The sequence below is a fragment of the Hyunsoonleella pacifica genome (assembly GCF_004310335.1).
In the GTDB taxonomy this organism is placed as follows: domain Bacteria; phylum Bacteroidota; class Bacteroidia; order Flavobacteriales; family Flavobacteriaceae; genus Jejuia; species Jejuia pacifica.
On the sequence record NZ_SIRS01000001.1, the window covers coordinates 557,586 to 575,210 of the forward strand.

Here is a 17,625-nt window from a genome sequence, read left to right on the forward strand (position 1 = left end):
ATTTGATTATAATTTGAATGTACTTTTGCTACCTTTGCGCAAAGTGTAAATTTAAATGATTTTAAAAGCTTTTAAGACAAAATCAAATAAAAAGTATTTGAATAAATTATTATCAAAGCGTAAAGTTAACGTTGATAATAATAAAATTAAAAGTTTGGGTGTTATTTTAAATTTTGATGAAATTGAAGATTTTAACGCATTTAATGTTTTAGCATCTCGCCTAAAAATACATGCAAATAAAATTAAAGTAATTGCATATACTAACGATTTAAAAGGTGTTAGTAACTCGTGGGATTCCTGTTTTAATGCAAAGGATTTTGGTTGGAACGGCGATATAAAAAATGTTGAATTACAAGCGTTTTTGAATGAATCTTTTGATGTATTGATTAGTTATTACACCGAGGAACATTTGGAATTAAAATTATTGACAGCTTCTTCTAAATCTCAATTTAAAATCGGAGTTTTGCAAAGTGATGCACGTTTGAATGATATCATCATAAAAACAAAAATTAAAGAGGTTAATATATTTAGTGATGAAGTAGTTAAATATTTAACAGTATTAAATAAAACTTAAAAAATGAATAATAAGTTTCTTGGAACTGGGGTTGCGCTGATTACACCTTTTAAATCAGACTTAAGTATTGATTATGATGCACTTAAGGCTATTGTTGAATTTAATATAGAAAATGGAGTAGAGTACTTGGTAATCTCTGGAACAACTGCGGAAAGCGTAACTATAACGAAACAAGAAAAAAAGGATATTACGGCTGCAATAATTGAAGTAAACAAAGGGAGAGTACCTTTGGTTTTAGGTATTGGAGGTAGTAATACTGCGGCAATTGTAGAAGAAATTGAAGGTACGGATTTAAGTGAAATCGATGCTATTCTATCTGTGTCTCCCTATTACACCAAGCCTACTCAAGAAGGCGTTTATCAGCATTTTAAAATGATTTCTGAAGCTAGTCCGGTTGATATTTTGCTTTATAATGTGCCAGGGCGTACGTCTAAAAATGTAGAGCCAAGTACGATCATTCGTTTAGCGAATGATTTTGATAATATTATAGGAGTTAAAGAGGCAGGGAATAGTACTTATCAATATTTACAACTTTTGAAAAATAAACCAGAAGATTTTTTAGTGATTTCAGGAGATGATGATTTAGCTTTAGGAGTTACTCTTGCAGGAGGCTCAGGTGTTATTTCAGTAATAGGTCAGGCATTTCCAAAAGAGTTTTCAGAAATGATACGATTAGGGTTAAAAGGAGATGCAAAAGCAGCTTATAAATTCCATTTTCGCTTAATGGATGCTATAGATTATATTTTTGAAGAAAATAATCCAGCAGGAATAAAGTCAGTTTTTGAAGCATTAAACTTATGCGAATCACATGTAAGACTACCTTTAGTTCCAGCATCTAAAGCACTAAAAGAAAAGATTGCAGATTTTGTAAAAGCATTTTAATTTGGGTAAAAAAATAAAAGATCCAGGCATTGGTAACACATCGGCCCAATATGTTGGGCGTTTAATTGATGATAATGGGTTTTTTAATGTAGTACACCTAAATAAATCAAAACGATTTTCTGAAGCTTATAACTATCTTATAAATATATCTTGGGGGGCATTTTTTTGCCTCTCATTTGTCTCTTACATTTTTGCAAATACATGTTTTGCTTTTTTGTATTTATTAATTGGAATTGAGGAAATAACGGTAGCTTCAGGGAGTGTACTTCAGGATTTTTTTAATGCCTTCTTTTTTTCTTCTCAAACCTTTACCACTCTAGGTTACGGAGCAATGTCCCCAACAGGAATGGCAAGTGGTATTGTATCCTCGATTGAAGCTTTTATTGGATTGATGTTTTTTGCATTTGCAACAGGCTTGCTCTACGGAAGATTTTCTAAACCAAAGGCGGCTATTAGGTTTACAAAGCATTTAGTGTTAAATGATTTTAAAGAGCATAAAGCATTGATGTTTAGAATTGAAAATGATAGAAAAAGTACAATGATTCATCCTAAAGTAGCGGTAACACTTACGCTTTCAAAGAAAAATAAAAAAGGCGAGTATGTAAATGATTTTTACAATTTAGAATTAAAAAGAGATACTATTAACTATTTGCCAACCACATGGACTATTGTTCATGAAATTGATAAACAAAGTCCATTATATGGGTTTTTAGAAAATGATATCACTAAACAACAAGGCGAATTAATAGTAATGGTAAGCTATTACGATGAATCTTTTAATCAAGAAGTACACCAAATGTATTCCTACTTATTAAAAGATATTAAGCTTAATTACAGATTTATAAAAACCTATCATTATAATGAAAACGGAAAGATGGTCCTAGATCACAAGCTTTTTGATGTCATTGAATCTACCAAAAGTTAAATATAACTTAAACCTTGTGCTTGCAGTATTTGAAGATTTATTTTAGCCGTGAAATAATATTTTTAAATTACGTTTAATAAATGTAATTTTGCATTCTGTTTAAAATCTATGAGAACCACTCTTTTTAGCATATCATTAATAGCCTGTATTTTAAGTTCATGTAGCGAATATCAAAAGGTTTTAAAATCTGAAGATGTTGCTTTAAAATTTAAAATGGGCGATTCTCTTTTTCAGCAAGGTAAATATGAGAAAGCTAATAGAATATTTGCTCAAATAGTACCAAAATACAAAGGAAAACCTCAAGCTCAAAAATTAATGTACTTGTACTCGAGATCTTTTTTTGAGATGAAGGATTATTATGTTTCAGGGTACCAGTTTGAACGTTTCGTTGCAAGTTACCCAAAAAGCGAGAAGAAGGAAGAAGCAGCATTTTTAAGTGCAAAAAGTTATTACATGTTATCTCCTAGATATTCTAAAGATCAAAAAGAAACTAGAGATGCCATTGAGAAATTACAAGAGTTTATTAATGTATATCCAAGTTCTCAACATGTTTCTGAAGCAAATAAGCTTATAAAAGAATTAGATTATAAATTAGAAAAAAAGGCGTTTGAAATTGCTAAGCAATACGATCATATTTCTGATTATAAAGCGTCTATAAAATCATTTGATAATTTTATATTTGAATTTCCAGGATCAGTCTTAAGAGAGGATGCTTTATTTTATAGACTAGATGCAGCATATAAACTAGCTGTTAATAGTGTAGAATTAAAGCGAACAGCAGAAGGGGTTGTCAGGTTGAAAAAAAATAGATTAGAACAAGCAAAAGAATATTTTAATGTCTTTAAGAAAGCTTACGCAAGCTCAAAACATATTGCAGAAGCAGAAGAAATGGCAACAATAATAAATAAACAATTAGAAGTATACAGCGCTAAAAGTTAATATATAATGATGGATTTAAAGAAAACTACTGCTCCAGTAAACACAGTAACTTACGACAGAAATCAAGTAGATGAGCCAACAGAAAACATTTACGAAGCTATTTCTATCATATCGAGAAGAGCAGAGCAAATTAACACAGAGATTAAAAAAGAATTAATTGATAAGTTGGAAGAATTTGCCACTTACAATGATAGTTTAGAAGAGATCTTTGAAAATAAGGAACAAATTGAGGTGTCAAAATTTTATGAAAAATTGCCAAAGCCTCACGCATTAGCTGTTCAAGAATGGCTTACAGATAAAATTTATTTTAGACATACTGAGGAAGACGCTCAGTAATCACTATTTATGAGTATACTAAGCGGCAAAAACATTCTGTTAGGCATTACTGCAGGTATTGCCGCTTATAAAACTGCTTCACTAGTACGATTGTTTATAAAATCAGGCGCACAAGTTAAAGTTGTAATGACACCCGCTTCTAAAGATTTTATAACGCCGCTAACACTTTCCACACTTTCTAAGAATCCAGTGCATTCGTCTTTTACAAACGAAGAAGATGATAATGCCGTATGGAATAATCATGTAGATTTAGGGTTATGGGCTGATATATTTGTTATTGCACCAGCTACAGCAAATACCTTGTCTAAAATGGCAAATGGTACATCTGATAATCTATTATTAGCTACATATTTATCAGCTAAATGTCCTGTGTATTTTGCACCGGCTATGGACTTAGATATGTACAAGCATCAGACCACCAAAGATTCTTTTAAAAAATTAAATTCTTTTGGAAATATCATGATTCCTGCAACCAGTGGAGAATTAGCAAGTGGTTTAGTTGGAGAAGGTAGAATGGCAGAACCGGAGGATATCATCAGTTTTATAGAAAACGATATTCTTGATAAACTTCCGCTTAAAGGAAAAAGAGTATTGATTACTGCAGGACCAACTTATGAAGCAATAGATCCTGTACGTTTTATAGGTAACCATTCTAGCGGGAAAATGGGATTTTCCATAGCAAAAGCTGCAGCTAATCTTGGAGCTGAGGTTTTTTTAATAACAGGTCCTACACATCAGAATGTATCCCATAGTCTAATTCATGTTTTATCTGTAACTAGTGCAGAAGAGATGTATCAAGAGGTACATAAATATTTCGAGAATATTGATGTAGCTATACTCTCTGCAGCTGTAGCAGACTTTAAACCTAAAGACGTAGCTACTCAAAAGATTAAGAAAAAATCGGATACTTTAACTTTAGAGCTAGAACGCACTAAAGATATTTTAGCCTCTTTGGGAGAGATAAAAAAACATCAATTTTTAGTAGGCTTCGCATTAGAAACCAATAATGAGTTAGAAAATGCAAAACAGAAACTAAAAAAGAAAAATTTAAATTTAATTGTTTTAAATTCGTTACAAGATAAAGGTGCAGGTTTTAAAGGAGACACAAATAAAGTTACATTTATAGATAATAAAAATAATGTAACAGAGTTTCAATTAAAATCTAAAGCAGAAGTAGCAGTAGATTTGTTAAACGAAATTTTAAAACACATACATGCGTAGTTTTTTAATCATTATATTATTAAGTTTTAGTACGATAAGTAGTTTTTCTCAAGAACTTAATTGTACAGTTGTTGTTAATGCACAACAAACAGGTAACGAGAATTTACAAATCTTTAAAAATTTAGAAAAGCAATTAACAGAGTTTATCAATAATACCAAGTGGACAGATAGAACTTATGCTTCTCAAGAGTTGATTAATTGTAGTATGAATATTGTTGTATCTCAATATAGTGGAGAAACGTTTCAGGCTACGTTACAAGTGCAATCTTCTAGACCTATTTATGGATCATCCTATAGCTCTCCAATTTATAATTTTAATGATAAAGACTTTACATTTAGATATTTAGAATTTCAAAATTTAATTTATAACCCAACACAGTATACTTCAAATTTAATCTCAGTATTAGCATTTCACGTGTATATGATTTTAGCTTTAGATGCTGATTCTTATGAGCAAAATGGGGGACAGGATTATTATAAACAAGCACAGACCATTTTAAATTATTCACAACAAGAAAATTTTAGAGGCTGGAAGTTGGAAGATGGATTGCAGAGTAGATTTATACTTATTGATAATGCGTTGTCTACAACATTTAAAGAGTTTAGAAATGTAATTTACGATTATCATAGATTAGGGTTGGATGAGATGAGTAATGACACCAAAAAAGGTAAAGAACAAATAGCGTCCAGTTTAGCGAATTTTAAAGCGATGAATAGCAGACGTCCTAATTCTTTTTTGTTACGAACTTTTTTTGATGCTAAAGCTGATGAAATTGAACAAGTTTTTACAGATGGTCCTCAGGTAAACATTGCTAGCCTTAAGGACGTTTTACAAAAAGTGGCACCAATGCATTCCAGTAAATGGAGGAATATTAAATTTTAGTAACTCTTCTGAAAGCTAAAATTTATTAGAAATCTCAAATTAGCTATTTTTACAATATGCTTACATCGTTAACAATTAAAAACTATGCATTAATTGACCACCTTCAGGTTAATTTTAATGATGGGTTTACCATAATTACAGGGGAAACTGGTGCAGGGAAATCTATTTTATTAGGAGGTTTATCGCTTATCCTAGGAAAACGTGCAGATTTAAGCAGTTTAAAAGATAAAGATTCGAAGTGTATTATTGAAGCGGTATTCAATATTTCAAATTATAATTTAAAGTCCTTATTTAAAGTTGAAGACTTAGATTATGATTCGCAAACTATCATAAGACGAGAAATTTTGCCATCAGGAAAGTCAAGAGCTTTTGTAAATGATTCTCCAGTGAATTTAAGCAGTTTACAGCTATTGGGAACACGTTTAATAGATATCCATAGTCAGCATCAAACTTTACAATTAACGCAAAACGATTTCCAATTTCAAGTTATAGATGCATTAGCTAAAAACCAGAAAGAGCTTGATGTTTATACTAGCGAGTTAGCTGAATACAAACAGTTAAATTCAGATTTGGAAAAGCTTAAAAACCTTAAAGCAGATGCTATTAAAGAACATGATTATAACTCGTTTTTACTGAAAGAATTAATTGAAGCGAGTTTAATTGATGGAGAATTAGAAACTTTAGAAGAAGAATACGAAACCTTAAATAATATTGAAGACGTTAAAGCACATTTATCTGAAGCATATCACTTGTTAAATGACGAACAAATTGGTGTGGTTTCTATCATGGCTAGCTTAAAAAATACGCTTCAAAAACTATCTAATCTATCTTCTAAATACGAAGAGTTATACGAGAGGGTAAATAGTAGTTTAATTGAAATAGACGATATTTTTTCCGAAGTTGATGCGCAACAAGGTGCTGTAGATGTCAATCCAGAGCGTTTAGAAATAGTTAATACTAAACTTCAAACGTTAAATGGGTTATTGCAAAAACATCAGGTATCATCTGTTTCTGAGCTTATTGAAATAAGAAACTCATTAAAGGAAAAAGTAGATATTACTGAAAATTTGGATGAGACTATTAAAAACAAAACCATTGATGTTGAGAAGTCAGTCGAAAAACTTGATACAATTGCAGCTGCTATTCATTCTAAAAGGGAAAAGGCTATTCCTAGTCTAATTCAACAGCTACAAGGTACACTTTCAGACTTAGGAATGTCAAACGCACAATTTAGTATAGATGTCTCGTTATCTGATAGTTATCATGTTAATGGAAAAAATACGTTATCATTTTTGTTCTCTGCAAACAAGGGAGGAAGTTTCAATGATTTAAAAAAGGCAGCGTCTGGAGGGGAATTATCTCGAATTATGCTGACAATTAAACTTATATTGTCAAACTATACCCAGTTACCAACCATCATGTTTGATGAGATTGATACAGGTGTATCTGGAGAAATTTCAAATAAAATGGCAGATATCATGTTACAGATGAGTAAAAATATGCAAGTGTTTTCTATTACGCACTTACCACAGATTGCTGCTAAAGGACATTCTCACTTCAAAGTATATAAAGAAGATGTTTCAAATATTACAGAAACAAAACTTGTTAAATTGAATCATGACGACCGTATTGTAGAAATTGCTCAAATGTTAGGAGGTACGGATTTATCATCTTCAGCAATTGCCCATGCTAAAGAGTTACTTAATTAAAAAACATTCTAGATTTAAGTTGAAAGTTTAGTACTTTTGGCATTCTAAATTTTATAAGAAACGATAACTGAAGAATACTATGGCTTATAATTTATTAAAAGGAAAAAGAGGAATCATTTTTGGAGCATTAGATGCCAATTCAATTGCTTGGAAAACAGCTGAAAGAGTACATGAAGAAGGCGGGCAATTTGTGTTGACCAATGCGCCTGTTGCAATGCGAATGGGGCAAATTAATGAGTTAGCTGAAAAAACAGGTTCTCAAATTATACCTGCAGATGCAACTTCTGAAGAAGATTTACAAAATTTGGTGGACAAGTCGATGGAGATTTTAGGCGGGAAGATAGATTTTGTATTGCACTCTATAGGAATGTCTATTAATGTTAGAAAAGGTAAACACTATACAGACCAAAATTACAGTTGGACACAAAAAGGAACAGATGTTTCTGCTATGTCTTTTCACAAAGTAATGCAAACACTATATAAAGCAGATGCTATGAATGAATGGGGAAGTATAGTTGCGCTTACTTATATGGCAGCACAACGTGTATTTCCTGACTATAATGATATGGCTGATAATAAAGCGTATTTAGAAAGTATAGCGCGTAGTTTTGGGTACTTCTTTGGAAGAGATAAAAAAGTACGTGTAAATACAATTTCTCAATCACCAACGCCTACAACAGCAGGAAGTGGTGTTAAGGGGTTTGATGGATTTATTTCTTATGCCGAAAAAATGTCACCACTAGGTAACGCAACAGCGTTAGATTGTGCAAATTATACAGTTACACTATTTAGTGATTTAACTAAGCGCGTAACATTACAGAATTTATATAATGATGGCGGATTTAGCAATATGGGAGTAAGTGATGCAGTAATGAGTGCATTTACAGGAGAAGAATAGACAGACTTAATCATATAAATTTTAGACCTGATAGGTTTTTATAACCTATCAGGTCTTTTCTATTAGGAATAGTTACTTTTGTGTTATGCAATTGCAATATTCATTTATAATTCCAGTGTATAATCGTCCAGAGGAAGTAGACGAGCTCTTACATAGTTTTAAGAGCATGACAACCAATTTAAAATACGAAATTGTAATTGTTGAAGATGGTTCTACCGAAACTTCAGAGCAGATTATAGAAACCTATAAAAACGATTTAAATATATCCTATTTTTTTAAAGAGAATACAGGCCCAGGGGATTCTAGAAATTATGGGATGCAATATGCAAAAGGCAACTATTTTATAATTTTAGATAGCGATGTTATTTTGCCAGAGAATTATTTAGATGAAGTAGATAAGAGTTTAAAAGGAAATTATGTGGATTGTTTTGGAGGCCCAGATGCAGCTCATGACTCGTTTAGTGATTTACAGAAAGCTATAAATTTTTCGATGACTTCTTTTATAACAACGGGAGGTATTAGAGGTAATAAAAATGCAGTGGATAAATTTCAGCCTAGGAGTTTTAATATGGGACTTTCGCGAAAAGCATTTCAAGCATCGAAAGGCTTTGGGCAAATTCATCCTGGAGAAGATCCAGATTTATCTATTCGTTTATGGGATTTAGGATTTAAAACAAAACTAATCCCGGAAGCTATTGTATACCATAAACGACGAATTTCTTGGAGTAAATTTAAACAACAAGTTCGTAAATTTGGTTTAGTTCGGCCTATTTTAAATAAATGGCACCCACAGACAAAAAAGCTTACTTATTGGTTTCCTACAGTTTTTATCTTAGGTTTTGATGTCTCTATAATATTTGCAGTTTTTGGCTTGTGGTGGTTACTAGGCTTGTATATAATGTATTTTGCAATCGCTTTTATTGTTGCTATTAGCACAACAAAAAGTTTAAAGGTGTCAATAATGGCATTATGGGCAATTTGTATTCAGTTTTTAGGATATGGACTAGGTTTTTTAGAATCTACTATAGCGATTCATATTTTAAATAAAGACCCAGAAACGCACTACCCAAAATTATTTTTTAAGTTGAAATGATAAAAAAACTAAAATCAGAATTACTAGCTTCCATTAAGAATAAAAGACTTAATGTATTCTTATTATTTCTGTTTTCTGCCTTTATTATTCTAATTTTTACTAAGCTCTCAAAAGAATATACGAATATAGTAAGTATCAATATCAAGAAAATAAACGTACCAGACAATGAAGTTATATTAAAAGATTCTACTCAAAAATTGTCAGTAACACTAAAAACGCATGGTTTTAAATGGTTAAAATATTATATAAATACTCCAGATATTAGTATTGATTTTTCAAATGAAGTCTATAAGAAGCAAAATACTTACATCTACACAAAATCTGTATCTTATTTAAATGAAAAAAAACCATTCCAGGATAATGTTAAGTTATTAAGTATTAATCCAGATACATTAGTATTTAAATTTGATACAAACCAAGTAAAGAAAGTACCAGTTAAAATAGAAACTGATATTTCTTTTTTGCCAGGGTTTGATATTTTGAAATATTACACAACAAATCCAGATTCAGTAACCATTATTGGCCCACTTGAGATCGTTAGAGATATAAATCACATAAAGGCTGAAAAAGTGACGCTTAAAGACGTAAAGGAAGATATTTTACAAACTGTAAAACTAGAATTACCAAGCCAATCTAAAGACTTGAAATTTTCGGTTGAAACTGTTGATTTTATTGCTGAGGTTGAAAAATTTACCGAAGGTACACTAACAATACCTGTAAAGATAATTAATAAACCACAGGATATTTCAATTAAGTATTTTCCAAAAGAAGTAAAAGTATCTTATTATACGAGTTTAGATAACTTTAATAATGTAAAACAGAATGATTTTAAAGTAAGTTGTGATTTTAAAAAAGTAACTGAAAATCAGTTTGTTCTTATCCCAGAATTGGTTAAAACTCCAGATAATGTTAAGCATGTAAAGCTTAATCAAAAGCAAATAGAATTTATAATTTTAAAATGATAATAGTTGGTTTAACTGGGGGTATAGGTAGTGGCAAGACTACTGTAGCAAAAGAGTTTGAGGCTTTAGGTATTCCTGTTTATATTGCAGATATTGAGGCTAAAAAGCTGATGAATCGCTCTAAAGTGATTAAACGAAAATTGATTGCTCTTTTGGGAGAAAACGCCTATTTAGAAGGAAAGCTTAACAGGTCTTACATAGCTGGTGTTATTTTTAATGATAAAACTTACTTAGAAAAAATGAATGCTATTGTACATCCTAAAGTAGCACGACATTTTGAAAAATGGGTTGTAAAGCAAAATACATCTTATGTAATTAAAGAAGTAGCAATTCTATTTGAAAATGGAGGGGATGCACAATGTGATTATGTAATAACAGTTACTGCTCCTAAGGCAATCAGAATACAGCGTCTTTTAAAACGAGATAATACTTCAAAAGAGAAAGTAGAAGCTATTATGAAAAACCAATGGAGTGATAGTGAAAAGATAAAATATTCTGATTTTGTAATTGTTAATGAGAACTTGGAAGAAACAAGACTTCAAGCTTATAAAATCCACCATAAAATCCTTCAAAAAATACAATAGCTCTCAAGTTTTAACATTTTTGTTAATGTAAGGTTAAATGATAAGTTGACTAAATGTTAAAATGTTAATTTTGGGTAATGAGCAAAAAAGTATTTGTCCTATCAGTTATATTAATGAGTGTATCACTTATAGGAATTATTTTTGTTCAGGCATATTTTATAAATGATGCGTACAATAACCAAAAAGAACGATTTTCGTCAGGTGTAAAAAAGGCACTTAGTTTTGTTTCAAATACAATTGAACAGAATGAATTTGATAAGTTCTTTGAAGGTCTTCAAAGTTTAGATGTTGAGAAAATAAAGGATACAACAGCTATATCTGAGCTTTTTATTTACAGAAGAAATAACAGTACTAAAGAAACATTAATTTATAAAAGTGACGTTTTAGAAGAGGATTATAAATTATCTGCATCGCTCTTTGACATTGGTTTAGATAGTATTGATATCAAGAATATAATTGGTAGTTCAGAACTCCAAGTCATTAATGGGAGTGATAAGGCTGATAGAGATATAGGTGGAGCTCCAATTTTGAAAATGATAAATAGCGGACGTTTAGACGATGCTACTCGTAATTATTTTTATAAAAATTTAAGAGCACATACAAAAAGAATCCCAGTACATAAGAGAGTTTCTAAAGAAGAAATTTTTAGATTGTTAGCATTAAAATTAGATGAAAATAATATTAATACTGATTTTGAATTCGCAGTTTATAGTAGAGATTTAACCACAAAACTTTATAGTGACGGATTTGAAAAAACGGAAGCATCAACGTATAGTGTGCCTATTTTTTATGATGAAAATAATCAAACTAATTATAAGCTTTTAGTAAATTTCCCAAGAGACAATAAATTTATATTCTCTTCAATACTAGGCATGGTTTTATTGTCTATTGTATTTACATCCATCATAATAGTAGCATACTCTAGTGCATTGTTTCAATTGATAAAGCAACGTAAAATTTCGCAAATTAAAACGGATTTTATTAATAATATGACGCATGAGTTTAAAACACCTATTGCAACGATCAATTTAGCATTAGATGCCATAAAAAATCCTAAAATCATTGATCATAAAGATAAAGTGATACGTTATCTTAATATGATAAGGGAAGAAAACAAGCGCATGCATGCCCAAGTTGAAAACGTGTTGAGAATATCTAAACTAGAGAAGAACGAACTAAATATTAGTAAGGATAGAGTTGATCTGCACGACCTAATTGAAGATGCCGTTACCCATGTAGAGTTAATTGTAGAAGATAGACAAGGATATATAGAAACCCATCTTAAAGCAGACCAAACATCAGTGTTGGCGAATGATACACATTTTACAAATGTAATAGTGAATATGTTAGACAATGCTATTAAATATTCACCAGATGTTCCCAAAATCGATGTTTTTACGGAAAACGTGGGTACTAATATATTATTAAAAATTCAAGATAAAGGTAGTGGTATGAGTAAAGCTGCTGCCAAACGTGTTTTCGAAAAATTTTATAGGGAACACACAGGTAACATACATAACGTTAAAGGACATGGTCTAGGTTTAGCATACGTAAAGCGTATTGTAGAAGATCATCAAGGCTTTGTGTCAGTAGAAAGTGAAAAAGGTAAAGGAAGTACATTTACAATAAAACTTCCGCTAATATCATAGAATTATGGAAGAACAAAACAAGAAAATTTTATTAGTAGAGGATGATCCAAATTTTGGAACCGTTCTTAGGGATTATTTAATGATGAATGACTATGACGTAGTTCATGCTAAAAACGGTATGGAGGGTTTTGAAAAGTTTAAAAAAGACGATTACGATTTATGTATTTTAGATGTAATGATGCCTTATAAAGATGGGTTTACACTTGCTAAAGAAATACGTGAAAAGAATACGGATGTTCCTATAGTGTTTTTAACAGCTAAGGCCATGAAGGAAGACGTATTAAAAGGCTATAAAGTAGGAGCAGACGATTATTTAAATAAACCTTTTGATAGTGAGGTGTTACTCATGAAGATAAAGGCTATTATGCAGCGTAAAGCCACTGAGACAATAGCTGATAGTAAGCAATTTGAATTTGAGATAGGCCGTTTTCATTTAAATTCTAAGTTGCGATTTTTACGTTTTGATGGGGGAGAACCTGTAAAACTTTCTCCTAAAGAAAATGAGTTATTGCGTTTATTAGCGCTTCATGAAAATGATTTGATGCCGCGAGAATTAGCACTAACAAAAATCTGGAGAGACGATAACTACTTTACCTCTAGAAGTATGGATGTTTATATTGCCAAGCTACGTAAATACTTAAAGTTAGATGAAAAGGTTGAAATTTTAAATATACACGGAGAAGGCTTTAGGTTAGTAATCAACAGTTAAATCACATTTCGCTTATAAACAAAAAATCCAGCGGAAGCTGGATTTTTTATTTAAATGCGTTTAGCCAACCATGTTTTAAATTCATAAAAATTTTGAGGCGCAACACCATGACCCACAGGAAACTCAGAATAGGTGTTCTTTACATTTAAAGCATCTAAAAAAGGTTGGGTTTGTCTTGCCCAGTCAGGAGGTATAACTTGATCTACACTACCGTGAGAACAATAAAAATCTAAATTTGAATACTCTTTATCATTTAAGTTTTCTGGTAGAATATCTTTATTTATATAACCGCTAAGAGCTATAATGTTTTTTATTTTTTCAGGGTAAGTTAAAGCCAATGCATAGCTTAAAATACTACCTTGGCTAAACCCTAAAAGCGTTATATTATTTTTATTGATACTATTATATTCATTTTTTAATTCATCAATAAATTTTGAAATTAAGTCAATAGATTGTTTTGCTTGTACGTTATCATTCCATTTACCTTTCTCAGCATCAAAATTAATAGCATACCATGCATTACCAAATGGTTGCATTGGGTAAGGCGCTTTTGCAGAAACTATTAAAAGTTCCTCAGGTAACTCACTAGCAAAAGAAAATAAATCGTTTTCATCACTACCATATCCATGTAGCATGATAAGCAATGGTGTATTTTCGGTTAATGAAGAAGGTCTTAGAACGTAATCTAGAGATAATGAAGTATGAAGCATGGATTAACCTACATTTGAAAAAATTCTTTGAAAAAAATCGCCAACTAATGGTACAGTTTGTGCCTTACCGCTAACAGCATTAATTAAAGCATATATTACAAGAATAGCAAAGCATAAATAAAAAGAAGATGTTACCATCCAGCTGTCAAAAGAACTGGCGATAAGAGCAAATAAATGAAACATAATCCACAGACCTAAAGACTGCCTAACATTAAAGCTAATAAAAGGGTTTTTCTTATCATTATTCATAAAATATGCAATAATTATACCTATAATTCCTAAATAACTAACTACCGAAAGTCCTTTTCCTTCTTGAATATCTTGTTCAGTCATTTTATTTTAAAGCTAATACATTGTTAGAAATACTACCATAAACACTTCCTTTTAAAGCTTCTCCCTTAAAAATTGAGTTGTGCGATTTAGACAGGATGTATTGCTCTGAAAATGTATATTTTGTATTTGGATTAAATAATGTGGCGTTTATTTTATTGCCAATTTGTATTGGAGTAGTATCTATACCAAATCTTTGTTTTCCTCTTGTAAGGATTTCTACAGTCTTTTTTAGTGTAAATTTTTGTAGTAATGCTCCAAATGCACTTTCCAATCCAATAGTCCCATAATCTGCATGGTCAAACTCAATTTTTTTCAATTCAATATCTAATGGATTATGATCACTGGTTACCATATCTATTGTACCATCTTTAAGCCCATTTATTAAAGCATCAATATCATTTTGAGTTCTTAGTGGAGGCTTAACTTTAAAATTGGTGTTAAATTCCTTTAGGCTTTCATCAGTGAAATACAAATTGTGGATTGCTACACTACAGCTAATATCCAATCCTTTTGCTTTAGCTTCTTTTATTAAAGTTACACTTTTCGCTGTAGAAATTGTAGGGATGTGTAATTTACCATCAGTATATTCTAGTAAAAATAAATCTCGTGCTATTTGAAGTTCTTCGGCAAGAGCAGGATTTCCTTTTAAACCTAGCGAGGTACTTGTGATATTTTCATTCATAACTCCCAACCCAGAAATTTTATCTTCTTGCGGAAAAGAGCACACTAAACCATCAAAATTACAAGCGTATTGCAATGCTATTTTTAGAAGATTAGGATTAGAAATAGGAGTTTTGTAATCATAAAACGCAACCGCACCAGCATTCATCATATCATATAATTCAGCTAAATCTTTTCCTGCACCGTTTTTGGTTAGAGCTCCTATGGGTAAGACATTAACTGCACCATTTGCACTTTTAGATTTTACAAAAGAGATATCAGCACTACTATCTGCTATTGGGTTGGTATTTGGATTTAAAGCTACAGTTGTAAATCCAGATAAAGCTGCAGTTTTAATACCATTAGCTATGGTTTCTCGTTCTTCAAAACCTGGTTCCCCAAAAGATACACTGCTATCAAACCATCCTTGAGAAATATGAAGGTTTTCTAAAGCTATTTCTTGATATTTTTTAGGGTTTTTAAGATTATTACCTATTTTGGAAATCAATCCGTCTTCAATTAAAATATCTTGAATTGTGTTATGGAAATCACTTTTAGTATCAAGTATTGTGGCGGATTTTATGAGTATGTTCATTTAAAATATTTTAAGATGAGCATTTCCGTTAGCAACAGAATCAGTGCAAAAATAACAAACCATTTCCACAAGGCGTTAACTTTAGTATCACTTTTTAAAGTATAAAACAATTCACTTATAGAATCACTGGTTTTTAGATGCTCTAAATTATCAATGTCTTGATATACTAATTTACTTTCGTTTCGGTTAAAGTTGTAACTAATATTTTTAATAGAAACTTTACCATTCACTATAGAATATATGCCTTCATTATTTGGTAGCTCATCAGTATGTATTAGTGTTTTGTTATTAAAATTTTGTTGTCTTGGGATGATTCTAATATCATTATGTTGCAACGCTAATACTTCATCCTGTTGTAAATTTACTTTAACCTCAAAACTATTTTGCTTTCCTATGTTATAGTATAGCTTAGGGATATTAAAGCTACGTTTAGCAATATTATATAATGTTGGTACGATTAGAGGAGAGCTTTTAAAATTTGAATTACTAGAATTTAGTGAAGCTGAAAAAAGATACGTATTGTTATTAGCTATTAAAAATGGTTTTCCATCTTCGAATGATAGGATTGAAGCAAAGTTATTTGAGTTAAAACTATAAAATGAATTGATTTTTGGATATTGGAAATTTGAAATTCGTTTTTCAAAAACACCATCATTATAAAGTGGGTGGCTGTAATTTATTGTTGTTATACGTTTTTCTGAATTTATTTCTTCTTTAAGAGTTAAACTGTAGTTTGAAAGTAAATTGTTATAAGAGCTGGTAATTGCTCTTTTTGCTGGGATAATTAGAATGGCACCACCATTACCGGTAAAAGCTTTTAAAACAGCGCTTAAAGCATTAGGAATGGTTTCTAATTCATTTATAACAATAAGATTTTGATTGTTAATGCGATTATAATCTAAACTATTTAGACTATAACTTATAAATTGAAATTCATCTTCAGTATAAACTCGTTTTAAAAAATCTGGGTTTGTATTACTAATAGCTAAAACATTAATCTTTTCTGTAGCATTTAAATTAAAAAACAAACTATTATCAAACTTTAGATGCGAGTCGTTAATTTTAAGTTCTCCATTAATAACTTCATTCACAGGTAATTCAAAAGTAACTTTAGCTTCATTATCTATTTGTGTTGATGTTTTAGCTATTAAATCATTGTTATTAAAAAGGGATACAGGTAGATTTTCTATAGGACTACCGTTGTTTTTTAGTAGTACTGTTAGCTCTAATTTAGTAGGGTTAGATTTTGAAAGATAAGCAGAGTCAATAGCTACATTTTGAGTATTAATAGGCTGTAATTTCACAGCATGTAAATTAACTAAGGAATCTTTTTCAGGATTGAAGGCTTCATCTTGACTTTGAAAGTCTGAAATAAAAATTAAATTTTTTACAGTTTTTAAATCTTTGCTAAACAGGTTTTTGCTTTTCAATAGCGCAGTTTTATAAGAAGTGTTGTTAGGTGCATAACCCAATTGTAATAAACTATTTTTTATACTACCTAAAGTTGTATTTTTAAAAGTTTCAGAATTAGTTAAAATTGAAACGGGTTCATTTTCAGGAATACTAGTTAGTAGGTCTTGAATAGCACGTTTTAATAATACCCCATTATTGCCTTTAGCTTGCATACTAAAGGAATTGTCTAAATAAATTACAGTTTCAGAACTTTTATTTAGTGTTTTGTTTTTAGAATAATAAGGTTGTGCAAATGCTAATATCATTGCAGTAAATAACAACAATCTTGTAAGAAGTGTTAACCATTTTTTTAACTGTGAACTTTTACGGGTTTGCATTACTACATTTTTTAAGAATGCAACATTAGTAAAAGGTACTTTTTTAAATTTTCTAAGTTGAAATAAATGGACTATTATTGGAATTACCAGTAAAAATAAAGCGTAAAGAAGTTCAGGATATTTAAACTGCATCTAAATTTTTAGTTTATCAAACCTACGTAATTTTTTTTATT

The 17,625-nt window shown here is 30.6% G+C and carries 18 protein-coding genes; 14 read left to right on the top strand and 4 right to left on the bottom strand.

From position 1 onward, the window contains the following. Positions 1-55 precede the first annotated feature (55 nt). From EYD46_RS02160 to EYD46_RS02225, 14 genes are all read left to right on the top strand, one after another. Complete coding sequence (locus tag EYD46_RS02160; protein WP_130935409.1) at positions 56-574, top strand: DUF6913 domain-containing protein; 519 nt, start codon at positions 56-58, stop codon at positions 572-574. Positions 575-577: 3 nt separating this feature from the next. Further along, entirely contained in the window at positions 578-1,456 is an 879-nt protein-coding gene (gene dapA, locus EYD46_RS02165; RefSeq protein ID WP_130935410.1) for a 4-hydroxy-tetrahydrodipicolinate synthase, read from the top strand. A 1-nt stretch (position 1,457) separates the two neighbouring features. Further along, positions 1,458-2,381 (top strand): ion channel, encoded by a 924-nt coding sequence (locus EYD46_RS02170; RefSeq protein WP_130935411.1) that lies wholly within the window; start codon positions 1,458-1,460, stop codon positions 2,379-2,381. A 108-nt stretch (positions 2,382-2,489) separates the two neighbouring features. After that, positions 2,490-3,320, top strand: coding sequence for an outer membrane protein assembly factor BamD (locus EYD46_RS02175; RefSeq protein ID WP_130935412.1), 831 nt, complete (start codon positions 2,490-2,492; stop codon positions 3,318-3,320). A gap of 9 nt (positions 3,321-3,329) precedes the next feature. After that, complete coding sequence (locus tag EYD46_RS02180; protein ID WP_174719886.1) at positions 3,330-3,656, top strand: DNA-directed RNA polymerase subunit omega; 327 nt, start codon at positions 3,330-3,332, stop codon at positions 3,654-3,656. 9 nt (positions 3,657-3,665) lie between these two features. After that, positions 3,666-4,877, top strand: a complete 1,212-nt coding sequence (coaBC, locus tag EYD46_RS02185) for a bifunctional phosphopantothenoylcysteine decarboxylase/phosphopantothenate--cysteine ligase CoaBC (protein WP_130935413.1) — start codon at positions 3,666-3,668, stop codon at positions 4,875-4,877. Further along, positions 4,870-5,760, top strand: a complete 891-nt coding sequence (porD, locus tag EYD46_RS02190) for a type IX secretion system protein PorD (protein ID WP_130935414.1) — start codon at positions 4,870-4,872, stop codon at positions 5,758-5,760. The genes coaBC and porD overlap by 8 nt, the downstream gene beginning before the upstream one ends. Positions 5,761-5,816: 56 nt before the next feature. Then, positions 5,817-7,469 carry a DNA repair protein RecN gene (gene recN / locus EYD46_RS02195; protein ID WP_130935415.1) on the top strand — a complete coding sequence of 551 codons (1,653 nt, stop codon included), beginning with the start codon at positions 5,817-5,819 and terminating at the stop codon, positions 7,467-7,469. Positions 7,470-7,548: 79 nt separating this feature from the next. After that, entirely contained in the window at positions 7,549-8,367 is an 819-nt protein-coding gene (locus tag EYD46_RS02200) for an enoyl-ACP reductase FabI (RefSeq protein WP_130935416.1), read from the top strand. Positions 8,368-8,452: 85 nt separating this feature from the next. Beyond that, a complete protein-coding gene (locus tag EYD46_RS02205; protein ID WP_130935417.1) occupies positions 8,453-9,460 on the top strand; it encodes a glycosyltransferase in 1,008 nt (335 codons plus the stop codon). Next, positions 9,457-10,422: a CdaR family protein gene (locus EYD46_RS02210; protein ID WP_229731254.1), complete on the top strand. Its 966-nt coding sequence runs from the start codon at positions 9,457-9,459 to the stop codon at positions 10,420-10,422. The genes EYD46_RS02205 and EYD46_RS02210 overlap by 4 nt, the downstream gene beginning before the upstream one ends. Next, positions 10,419-11,006, top strand: coding sequence for a dephospho-CoA kinase (gene coaE / locus EYD46_RS02215; protein WP_130935418.1), 588 nt, complete (start codon positions 10,419-10,421; stop codon positions 11,004-11,006). Before EYD46_RS02210 ends, coaE begins: the two co-directional genes overlap by 4 nt. 77 nt (positions 11,007-11,083) lie before the next feature. Next, positions 11,084-12,655 (top strand): sensor histidine kinase, encoded by a 1,572-nt coding sequence (locus tag EYD46_RS02220; protein WP_165454320.1) that lies wholly within the window; start codon positions 11,084-11,086, stop codon positions 12,653-12,655. A gap of 4 nt (positions 12,656-12,659) precedes the next feature. After that, positions 12,660-13,364, top strand: coding sequence for a response regulator transcription factor (locus EYD46_RS02225; protein WP_130935419.1), 705 nt, complete (start codon positions 12,660-12,662; stop codon positions 13,362-13,364). Positions 13,365-13,414: 50 nt separating this feature from the next. Here EYD46_RS02225 and EYD46_RS02230 read toward each other — a convergent pair whose 3' ends face one another. The 4 genes from EYD46_RS02230 to EYD46_RS02245 are packed head-to-tail and all read right to left on the bottom strand — an operon-like array spanning position 13,415 to position 17,584. Next, a complete protein-coding gene (locus tag EYD46_RS02230; protein WP_130935420.1) occupies positions 13,415-14,074 on the bottom strand; it encodes an alpha/beta hydrolase in 660 nt (219 codons plus the stop codon). A gap of 3 nt (positions 14,075-14,077) precedes the next feature. Further along, the gene (locus tag EYD46_RS02235) at positions 14,078-14,407 is read right to left on the bottom strand and encodes a hypothetical protein (protein ID WP_130935421.1); all 330 of its coding nucleotides are present in this window, start codon (positions 14,405-14,407) and stop codon (positions 14,078-14,080) included. 1 nt (position 14,408) lies between these two features. Then, the gene (locus EYD46_RS02240; RefSeq protein ID WP_130935422.1) at positions 14,409-15,662 is read right to left on the bottom strand and encodes a dihydroorotase; all 1,254 of its coding nucleotides are present in this window, start codon (positions 15,660-15,662) and stop codon (positions 14,409-14,411) included. Then, complete coding sequence (locus EYD46_RS02245; RefSeq protein ID WP_130935423.1) at positions 15,659-17,584, bottom strand: vWA domain-containing protein; 1,926 nt, start codon at positions 17,582-17,584, stop codon at positions 15,659-15,661. Before EYD46_RS02245 ends, EYD46_RS02240 begins: the two co-directional genes overlap by 4 nt. Positions 17,585-17,625: the final 41 nt, after the last annotated feature.

Bases quoted from the DNA above. Each gene is read 5' to 3' on its own strand.
- EYD46_RS02160 (WP_130935409.1), top strand. From the start codon at position 56: ATGATTTTAAAAGCTTTTAAGACAAAATCAAATAAAAAGTATTTGAAT.
- dapA (WP_130935410.1), top strand. From the start codon at position 578: ATGAATAATAAGTTTCTTGGAACTGGGGTTGCGCTGATTACACCTTTT.
- EYD46_RS02175 (WP_130935412.1), top strand. From the start codon at position 2,490: ATGAGAACCACTCTTTTTAGCATATCATTAATAGCCTGTATTTTAAGT.
- EYD46_RS02180 (WP_174719886.1), top strand. From the start codon at position 3,330: ATGGATTTAAAGAAAACTACTGCTCCAGTAAACACAGTAACTTACGAC.
- coaBC (WP_130935413.1), top strand. From the start codon at position 3,666: ATGAGTATACTAAGCGGCAAAAACATTCTGTTAGGCATTACTGCAGGT.
- porD (WP_130935414.1), top strand. From the start codon at position 4,870: ATGCGTAGTTTTTTAATCATTATATTATTAAGTTTTAGTACGATAAGT.
- recN (WP_130935415.1), top strand. From the start codon at position 5,817: ATGCTTACATCGTTAACAATTAAAAACTATGCATTAATTGACCACCTT.
- EYD46_RS02200 (WP_130935416.1), top strand. From the start codon at position 7,549: ATGGCTTATAATTTATTAAAAGGAAAAAGAGGAATCATTTTTGGAGCA.
- EYD46_RS02205 (WP_130935417.1), top strand. From the start codon at position 8,453: ATGCAATTGCAATATTCATTTATAATTCCAGTGTATAATCGTCCAGAG.
- EYD46_RS02210 (WP_229731254.1), top strand. From the start codon at position 9,457: ATGATAAAAAAACTAAAATCAGAATTACTAGCTTCCATTAAGAATAAA.
- coaE (WP_130935418.1), top strand. From the start codon at position 10,419: ATGATAATAGTTGGTTTAACTGGGGGTATAGGTAGTGGCAAGACTACT.
- EYD46_RS02220 (WP_165454320.1), top strand. From the start codon at position 11,084: ATGAGCAAAAAAGTATTTGTCCTATCAGTTATATTAATGAGTGTATCA.
- EYD46_RS02225 (WP_130935419.1), top strand. From the start codon at position 12,660: ATGGAAGAACAAAACAAGAAAATTTTATTAGTAGAGGATGATCCAAAT.
- EYD46_RS02230 (WP_130935420.1), bottom strand. From the start codon at position 14,074: ATGCTTCATACTTCATTATCTCTAGATTACGTTCTAAGACCTTCTTCA.
- EYD46_RS02235 (WP_130935421.1), bottom strand. From the start codon at position 14,407: ATGACTGAACAAGATATTCAAGAAGGAAAAGGACTTTCGGTAGTTAGT.
- EYD46_RS02240 (WP_130935422.1), bottom strand. From the start codon at position 15,662: ATGAACATACTCATAAAATCCGCCACAATACTTGATACTAAAAGTGAT.
- EYD46_RS02245 (WP_130935423.1), bottom strand. From the start codon at position 17,584: ATGCAGTTTAAATATCCTGAACTTCTTTACGCTTTATTTTTACTGGTA.